This window comes from Limnospira sp. PMC 289.06 (genome assembly GCF_032350395.1).
In the GTDB taxonomy this organism is placed as follows: domain Bacteria; phylum Cyanobacteriota; class Cyanobacteriia; order Cyanobacteriales; family Microcoleaceae; genus Limnospira; species Limnospira platensis.
In genome coordinates, this window is the sequence record NZ_JARPLC010000154.1 from 1 (window position 1) to 9,467 (window position 9,467).

4 protein-coding genes are annotated in these 9,467 nt (G+C 46.3%); all 4 read left to right on the plus strand.

Going from position 1 to position 9,467, the window contains the following annotated elements:
• Nucleotides 1-300: 300 nt before the first annotated feature.
• The 4 genes from P5674_RS21175 to P5674_RS21190 all read left to right on the plus strand — a co-directional run bounded on the left by P5674_RS21175 (nucleotide 301) and on the right by P5674_RS21190 (nucleotide 9,067).
• On the plus strand, nucleotides 301-666 hold the full coding sequence (locus tag P5674_RS21175; protein ID WP_006617199.1) for a response regulator transcription factor: 366 nt from the start codon (nucleotides 301-303) through the stop codon (nucleotides 664-666).
• A gap of 10 nt (nucleotides 667-676) precedes the next feature.
• The gene (locus P5674_RS21180; protein ID WP_006617200.1) at nucleotides 677-1,213 is read left to right on the plus strand and encodes a chemotaxis protein CheW; all 537 of its coding nucleotides are present in this window, start codon (nucleotides 677-679) and stop codon (nucleotides 1,211-1,213) included.
• Between the two features lie 222 nt (nucleotides 1,214-1,435).
• Complete coding sequence (locus tag P5674_RS21185) at nucleotides 1,436-4,801, plus strand: methyl-accepting chemotaxis protein (protein WP_006617201.1); 3,366 nt, start codon at nucleotides 1,436-1,438, stop codon at nucleotides 4,799-4,801.
• A 114-nt stretch (nucleotides 4,802-4,915) separates the two neighbouring features.
• Nucleotides 4,916-9,067, plus strand: a complete 4,152-nt coding sequence (locus tag P5674_RS21190; protein ID WP_006617202.1) for a hybrid sensor histidine kinase/response regulator — start codon at nucleotides 4,916-4,918, stop codon at nucleotides 9,065-9,067.
• Nucleotides 9,068-9,467 lie beyond the last annotated feature (400 nt).

A 9,467-nucleotide genomic window follows, 5' to 3' on the forward strand; every position in this document is an offset into this window, starting at 1 on the left:
CTATCGTCGCATTGTCAGGCAATAGCCGGATAAATGTCGCGTAAATGTATCAGTCTCATTCGGTCTAGCCAAAGTGTAATCAATCCGTAGCGAACTTAGGTATACTTGAGATGAAATCCATTCGCATTAAGGATTTGAGCAACTCAACTCTGCGGGTGGAATATCGCGGTTGCAATCAAGCCAGTGGCCTCTAACTGGAATGTCTCGGAGCTGAGGGTTGGCCGAATTATATTGGAAATGCCCCAGTCCCTCCGCGCCCTGCCTCAGTTAACTTAGAACCCAGCAACTCAGCAAGATAGTATGAATACAATTATGGTTGTAGAAGACAGTGTGACACAACGGGAGATGATCTCAAATCTCCTGAGAGAAAGTGGCTTAAAAGTCGCGGTAGCAAGCGACGGTGTAGAGGCACTAGAACAAGTTCAACAAATCTCTCCCGATCTAGTGGTGTTGGATATTGTAATGCCTCGCATGAATGGCTATGAACTGTGTCGCCGTCTCAAGTCTGATCCGAAAACTCAAAAAATTGCCATTGTGATGTGTTCTTCCAAGGGAGAGGAGTTCGATCGATATTGGGGCATGAAACAGGGGGCAGATGCTTATATCGCCAAACCATTTCAGCCGACTGAACTGGTAGGGACGGTTAAACAGCTATTAAGGGGGTAGGTGAGGGGTAATGGTTGGAAGTCCCGATTTTCTCACGGGTCAAGGTGCAGACGGCTCCGAGTTTCAGGAGCTAGAAACCCCAGAGGGTGAGTTGCATCTGCGTTTTTTTGTGGCATCGGGTGCCGAATTTGCCTTGCCCGCTATGGGTATCAAAGAAGTCCTATCTCAATCAATTGACCGCATTACTCCCATTCCCAATGTATCATCCCTACTGTTGGGGACTCTCAACTTGAGGGGACGAGTGGTTTGGGTGGCTGATCTAGGACAGTTTTTGGGAGATACAATGCAATTAAACACCGATCGCACGGAAATTCCCGTAATTGCCGTAGAAGACCAAGATACTATGTTGGGTTTAGCAGTAGAGTCGATAAACAATCTGACGGCTATGGACTGGCTACCCATAGAAAAAATGAGAACGCCAGTTCAGGTTCCCGATAGCATGGCTCCCTATATAAAAGGGGAGTGGGTTCTGGAGGATTCACCAGATAAACCTTTGCGCCTGTTAGACCAAATTGCCGTTTTGCGATCGGCTCGGTGGGCAGTATAAATAAGCTATATAAAGGCACTAGAACCCAGAGCCCATATCTGAATAAGTCCAAGATAACTACTTTTTTCCCAGGATGATTACAATTGAGGAGGTTGTGATCATCATATTGCCTTCATTTACCCGAGAAGCAGTAATCAAGATACTAACTAAGCTAATACAGTTGTTTGAAGTTTTAAATGTAATTTTTGCGGTAACTTTATAGAGTCGTAAGGGGAATGGCCAATGACAGCAAGTGCAGAATATCTGCAGGAGTACCAAAAAACTGAGGCAGCCTACACAGATGGAAAATTGGACGAGGCGGCTACTTTAGTCTATAAATTAGTGGAAGACTACCCGGAAGACCCATTCGCTCGCCTCCTGTGTGGTCACATTTACTACGGTTTACAACAATACGATGTGGCACGGGAACAATATGAGGTGGTCCTCGGCCTTACGGATGACCCGGAATTGGTACAACAGGCGGAAGACTACTTGACAGAAGCTAGTCAATTCTGCGAGGACTCGGAGACCGGTTCGTCTTTGGGAGATATTAGCTTGGATGATGAGTTTGATGATGCTCAAGAAACTATCCTAGAGGATTTGAGCTCGGTAGGTGATGATGCTAATGGTTCCCTCGATCTTGATTTGGAAGAAGAACTAGATCTAAATGCGATCGATGAACAATTAGATGAGTTGGAAGAATTAACGGCAGCATCCCAACAACTAGGGAAATATCCCCAAAAACCCTCGGCAACTATAGAAACCCTGGATGATGCTCTGGATTTGTATGATGACGAAGATATGGGCATGGAAGAAATAGATATATCGTCAGCCTTGGATGATTTAGATGAACTAAGTAACCTCGAATTTGAGGAAGGAACAGAGGAAAACTTAGAGGCGATCGACGATGTTCTGGGTGATTTTGATATATCTGCAGATGAACTAGAGCCGGAAAACTTGAATGGTAAAGCCAGTGTAGGGGGTGAAGAACTAAATGACTCTCTAGAAGATGAATTTGCCTTAGAAGAAGATAACTTTAATCCCCTAGAATTAGAAGCTAATCCCCTGGTAGATGATTCCAACTTCGACCTAGATGATGAGGTAGACCCGGACCTAACCAACCCGTTAAATAACCCCTTTGCTCAGGGGCAAGAAACTGACGAGGAAGAAGAAGACCCTGACTTGAATTTTGACCTAGAAACATCAGATCCCTTTGTGATGGACGAAGAGGATGAACTGGTGTTGACGGAAGGATTAGATCCAGAAGACCCCATGAGTGGCTCCCTTGAACAACTACCAGAAGAACTGTTTGAGGAAGATTTAATCGATGCTCCCCATAAAGACTCCCCCGCGACAAATACCCCTGGGGTGACTCAAGAACATCAAGACAGTTGGGATGATTTGGGTGACGATTTCAGCCTGACAGATCTACCTTTAACTGATGAGCCGATAACTAATGAAACGATAGTTGATCATGTTGCCCTTGAAATTAAACCGCCGGATTTGGGCGATGTGCAGGATGAACTGGATATCGGAGAACTGGAACTAGAGGAGGATGATATTTTTTCTCCCCTAGAAGATATGGCTGATGCTAGGCATCAAACTGTGGCAGAAACTAACGGTAATGGTAACGGAAAAGGATTGGTGAAACCTGATCAGATCAGCCTGAATAAGACCCCAAATAATAATTTAGATGAGGAAGAAGAAAATTTCTCTGATTTAAATCTGGATGAGTTTGACCAGGTTGATGATTCAGTATCTGATGAGTTTGAACTGGATGATATCCCGGATACGTTTGACCTCGATAGCCTGGAAGAGTCAACTGTAAGCAATGGGACGGCTAATGGTGCGATCGCCCACAACAAGACAAATCAAACCTCTGGTTCTCAAGTCAACGAATTTTTAGAGGATTTTGAAGAGTTTGATGATGTAGAGGGTTTTGGGATTCCAGATGCGGCGGGATATGCTTTTATGCCCGATAGCGCTGACTTGGATGATGATGACCTCGATAGTAATTTCCTGGGAAGGTCTAGCAGTATCCCAGATAACGATAGCTCGGCGATCTACGAGGATGATGTGTTCAATACTCCCACAGAAAGGGAGGCGATCACGGCATTTTCTAACCTATCAGAAGACTCGGTTGATACTAATATTTCGGTAGAACAGGGCTCATTTGCCTTCCTGGAAAATAAGCCGCTCAGATCTAAGTCTTTTTATATAGCATTGGGGAGTGGGTTAGTAACTTTGATTGCTGTGGCTGTGGCTACTAATATTGCTACTAAGGTTGCTGCTAGTAGTTATCAAGGGGAAGTGGTTAACTATCTACGCCGCTCAGGTTGGTTGATGACTATTGTGGCTGGGGCTAGTAGTTTTGGGACGGCTTTTGCTATGGGCCGTATTACCAGCCAACAGCTAGAGAAGGCGACTGGCGACCTGCAAAAACAGTTTGATGCGATCGCACGAGGAAACCTTAATGCCCGTGTGAATGTCTACGCGGAAGATGAACTGGGGCAAATGTGCGCTAAATTTAACTACATGGCTCAGTTCATTGAAAGCACCACCAGGGAAGCTCAACGGAAGGCGGAAGAACAGGAGGAGGCTAAGGAAAACCTCCAGCGCCAAGTGATTAGACTCCTAGATGATGTGGAAGGGGCGGCGCGAGGAGATTTGACTGTGAGCGCTGAGGTGACTGCAGACGTGCTGGGGGCGGTAGCAGACTCGTTTAACCTGACAATTCAGAACCTGCGGGAAATTGTGGTTCAGGTGAAACAAGCGGCTCGTCAGGTGAGTCGTGGAGCGACGGATAGTGCGAGTTTTGCCAAAGATGTGGCTGGGGATGCTTTGCGACAAGCGGAGGAATTGGCCGCGACTCTTAATTCGGTGCAACTGCTGACTGATGCTATTCAACGGGTAGCAGATAGCGCCAAGGAAGCTGAGGAAGTAGCCAGGACGGCGGCGGCTGTAGCAACTAAGGGTGGTGAAGCGGTAGAAATGACTGTGGCTGGTATCTTGAAAATTAGGGAAACAGTGGCAGAAACGACGCGAGATGTTAAGCGTTTGGCTGAATCTTCTCAGGAAATCTCGAAAATTGTCGCAATCATTTCTAATATTGCTTCGCGGACTAACTTACTGGCTTTGAATGCTAGTATTGAGGCGGCTAGGGCGGGAGAAGCAGGCCGTGGTTTTGCTATTGTGGCTGATGAGGTGCGACAACTGGCGGATAAGTCGGCTAAGTCCCTCAAGGAAATTGAACAAATTGTAATGCAGATCCAAAGCCAAACCAGTTCTGTAATGATGGCAATGGAGGAAGGAAACCAGCAAGTAATTGAGGGGACCCGTCTGGCGGAACAAGCGAAGCGATCGCTTGATGATATCATCCAAGTAACCAATCGTATTGATGTTTTGGTGCGATCAATTACGGCTGATACGGTTGAGCAAAACGAAACAGCTAGGGCGGTGGCTGAAGTAATGCAGGCGGTAGAACTAAGCGCCCAAGATACATCCCAAGAAGCCCAAAGGGTCGCCAGCGCCCTCAGTAACCTGGTAGGAGTAGCACGAGATCTGCTAACTTCGGTGGAAAGGTTCCGAGTAGATCCTTCGGAACGTTAATAGCCAAAGTTCCTAGTCAAAGATTAATGAACCCTCGTAAAATGTGATTTTCTGAGTAAGTGTCTGAGTTTTAAAAAAATAATATTGTCCATTTATTTATACTATTAAAAAGCCATGGAACCAGAACAACAACAACGGATAATGGGTTACTTTATTGAGGAGGCGAGAGACCACCTCAATACCATAGAACAGGGCTTGCTGAATCTGCAAAGTACCATTGAAGACCGAGAACTATTATATGAGGTGTATCGGGCGGCTCACTCGGTGAAAGGGGGAGCAGCTATGCTCGGTCTTCATAGTATCCAAAAAAGTGCCCATCGCCTGGAAGATAACTTTAAAGCGTTGGAAAAAATAACGGAACAATCTCATATTGAGGTTGATCAACAACTAGAATCGCTATTTTTACGAGTATTTGATACCCTGCAAGCTTTAATAGATAATCTGTCGGGTCCCTATGGACTGACAGAGGAAACTTCCCAAAGCCTGTTAACGGAAGTTGAGCCGGTTTTTGAAGCACTAAACTATAATTTAAAAAACCTATCGGAACTAAATGGTGTAGTGGCGGAAGGTGCTACTAGCGTCCCGAAAACAGCCCCGGCTCAGGCTCCTGTGGCGGTGAAGGTTGCTCCGAAAGTGACAGTTAAGGCGATCAATAGTGCGGAAGAACTTTTCTTTTGTGGTGATGTAACTTCACGGTTGCGGGAAATGCTGGATTTGTTTAAAAAGTCGGATAATACCGCCAATAGAAACCGCTTAATTGAAATTTGTCGGGAATTGGCTAGGGGTGGAGAAACTTTTGATAAAATGCACTGGGTGCAATTTTTAGACACTGTAGAAAAGGCGATCGCTTATGGGGCAAATAGCTATAAAACTCTGGCTCCTGTGGTGATTACTGGCATGAAACAGGCTCAGTATTTAGTGCTAAGTAATAGAGAAAGTGAAATAGTTGTAGATTCGGAGTTATCAAAATTACTGCCTCCTGTAGATAATGGGAATGGGAATGGTAAGGGAATTTTAACGGCTGATGATGAATTTTGGTCGGAATTAGATTTAACTACGAACTCGGAAGTAGAAGAAACTGATGAGATTGATTTGGAACCGGAGAAGACATCAGAATCAATACTAGATGATTTCCCATTGGTTGATTCTGTGGAGATGGAAAAAGAACACAGCGGCCACCCCCCAGGGCCGCAAATGCAACCGGAAGAGTTGAAAAGTTTGGCGGATCTGTTTGAGGTGGTTGATCGTCATGGGGGCGGTATTGAAGATGCTTGGGAAGAGGAAAGGCTGCTCGAAGAAGCTGATAAACTTTCCGACTTGAACAGTGATACAGAAGATTTTGACAGCTTTTTTAGCAATGAACCGCCGTCTAATGAAAGCAACTTTAAGCCGGTTTCTGATGATGATGACGATTTAACTAGCCTCCTGTTAGAAGAACTAGAATCAAGCGATCGACCGACCCCAGAAAATTCTCCAGCCGATTCTAAACCTGTCAAGAAAAGTAGTAATGATGACCCGGATAATTTTATCCAACAGTTGTTGGAACTTGATGATGAGGAACAGGAAACAACTGTCGCGCCTGAAAGTTCAACAGGGATTGGTCAATCATTAGATACCCCGGATCCTTGGGAGAGTGATAATCAAGATGGGGGGACTGATGAGGATCTTGATTGGTTTGAGGTGTTAGCCCGTGAGGATAACAACAATGGCAAATTAACCTCTAGTGTAGACACTATTGCTGAGGACAAACAGGTTCAAACGCCACCTGAGTCGAAGTGGGATGATAGAACTGCAGATTTGTTTGATTTTGATGATTTGTTTGGTAGTAGCGACACGGAGGAAACCGTAGAGTGCGTTAGCTTGGGTAGCAAAAAAAACACTGGGAAAACCGACCAACTGGGTAACGCACCGAAAACTGAAAGCACACCATTACCAGCCCCGTCGCAGACAACTGACAACATAACCACGACTCCAGATGTGGGGTTAGATAGTGATTGGGAAGATGATTTGAGTCTCCTGGATGATTTGCTAGGGTCTACGGATGATCAAAATACGACTGATGATGATAATGCTGATGATGGGGTGCTATCTGATCTCGATCGCCTTTTGGGTGAAACAGCACCGAGCCGGGCGCAATCGAGTACCTGGGAAGAACAGAGGGATCGCTACTGTGAGGATGATGAGTTCAAGGAGTTGGCTGAACTGCTGGAAGAACCCATAGCCGCCCAATATAGCCCGTCTTATCAAAAATCTCAAACTACTAAGTTTGATCCGATCGCTAAAGTTCCGGTGAAAGAATTGGATAATCTCAGTAACCTGATTGGGGAACTGGTGGTTAACCGCAATAGCCTGGAACAAGACCAAGAAAGGATGCGACAGTTTTTAGATAACCTGCTGGATCAGGTGTCGCTGCTAAGTGATGTGGGTCAGCGGATGCAGGATTTCTATGAGCGATCACTGCTGGAAATTTCCCTATTGTCTAATCGGCAAAAATCAGCTTCTTTCCACGGAAGTTATCATGGCGGTGGTGATGAACACCCGACTAGATCAGATCCTAACACTTTTGACTCCACAGAACTCGATCGCTTTACCCCCTTCCACACACTCTCTCAAGAAATTATTGAGTTGGTGGTGCGGGTGCGAGAGTCGGCCGCTGATATTGAATTCTTGGTGGAAGAAGCAGATCAGGTGAGTCGCCAACTGCGCCAAGTAACTAATCAGTTACAGGAAGGCTTGAATAAAGCGAGAATGGAACAGTTCGCCGGGGCAACCGATGGCCTGAAACGTCCGGTGCGGGATCTGTCGATTAAGTGTGGTAAACAGGCGGAATTGGTGGTGGAAGGTCGAGATACCCTCATAGATAAAATGCTTTTGGGTAAATTGCGCGACCCTCTCACTCACTTGGTAAATAATGCGATCGCTCACGGTATCGAATCCCCAGAAGTCCGTAAGGCGGCGGGTAAGTCGCCCACGGGTCAGATTACCATTAAGGTTTTCCACCAAGGCAACCAAACGGTGTTATCGGTTTCTGATGATGGGGCGGGAATTAATGTGAATCGGGTTAAGGAAAAAGCTATACAGAAGGGTTTATTGACCCTGGAATCCGCTTCAAATCTGCCAGACCATGATACATACAATTTGCTTTTCCTGCCGGGTTTTACTACCCAGGATCAGGCGGGTGATATTGCAGGTAGAGGGGTTGGTATGGATGTGGTGCGGACGAATTTGGCGGAAATTCGAGGCAATATTACTACCGATTCGGTATTGGGAGAGGGAACTACCTTTACGATCCGCCTCCCACTCAATATGAGTATCTCCCGGGCGCTTTGTTGTATTAGCGATCGGGCTCGGATTGCTTTCCCTATGGATGGGGTGGAGGATATGATCGATGTGCCTCGTGAGCAAATTAAAACAGGATCAGACGGTAAACAGACCCTAGAATGGCGGGGTTCGGTGCTGCCTTTCCGCCACCTGCGGGAATTACTTACCTATAAACGCCATTTGGGTCGCGGCGGTGTTTATGGTGCGAATATCGAAGAGGATATGATTTCTGTGATTGTACTACGGGCGGCGCTTAATTATCTGGCTGTTCAAGTTGATCAGGTTTTGGTAGAACAGGAAATCGTAATTAAACAGCTTGAAGGTCCGGTACCTAAACCTATTGGTATCGCCGGGGCGACTGTTTTGGGGGATGGTCAAATTGTGGCGATCGCCGATGTTTTAGAATTAATTGACCTGGCTACTGATCGGGTACGCCGAACTGATAATACCATGATAGGGGATGATAATCTCCCCAGTGAACCCATAGATGCTCCCGCCTCTAAAACTGAGCCGACTGTGCTGATTGTTGATGATTCGATTACAGTGCGATCGTTGTTGTCTATGACCTTTGAAAAATCCGGCTATCGGGTTGAAGAAGCCCGCGACGGTAAGGAAGCCTGGGAAAAACTTAAATCTGGCTTACCCTGTGATATCGTCTTCTGCGATATTGAAATGCCCCGTATGGACGGCTTGGAACTTCTCTCGCGAATGCAGAAAGACCCACAACTCGAAGGTCTACCTATTGCTATGTTAACTTCTAGGGGCGCTGACAGACACCGCCAGATGGCTTATCAATTAGGCGCGAGAGGCTATTTTACTAAGCCTTACCTAGAAGAACAATTACTCGAAGCGGCGGGGCGAATGTTACGCGGTGAAATTGTCGGGAAACCAGCAGGCGCTAAAGTGAAGCTGGGGGCGGGCGATCAGACTCGAGCTGTGTGCTAGTCGTGCTGGTGTTTGGGTCCTATGGTCTGTGTGCGAGTGGTGCTGGTGTTTCCGATAGCGGATCTTGCACCCGCCCCTACAAGCACCCGCCCCTACCAGTCTTGTAGCCGTACCGTGCAAAGGGCAGAGCTGTGTGCGAGTGGTGCTGGTGTTTGGGTCCTATGGGGCGGGTGTATATAGTTGGCTGGAATTAATAATTAATAATTAATAATTAATAATTGGTGTATGGGGTTGGCTGGTTTTTCCTCTGTTCGCTGGGTCTCTGGGCGTTTCGCTGCCAAGGCATGGTCTGTGTGCGAGTGGTGCTGGTGTTTCCGATGGCTGATCGCGCACCCTGGGGGCGAGTGTATATAGTTGGCTGGAATTAATAATTAATAATTAATAATTAATAATTGGTGTA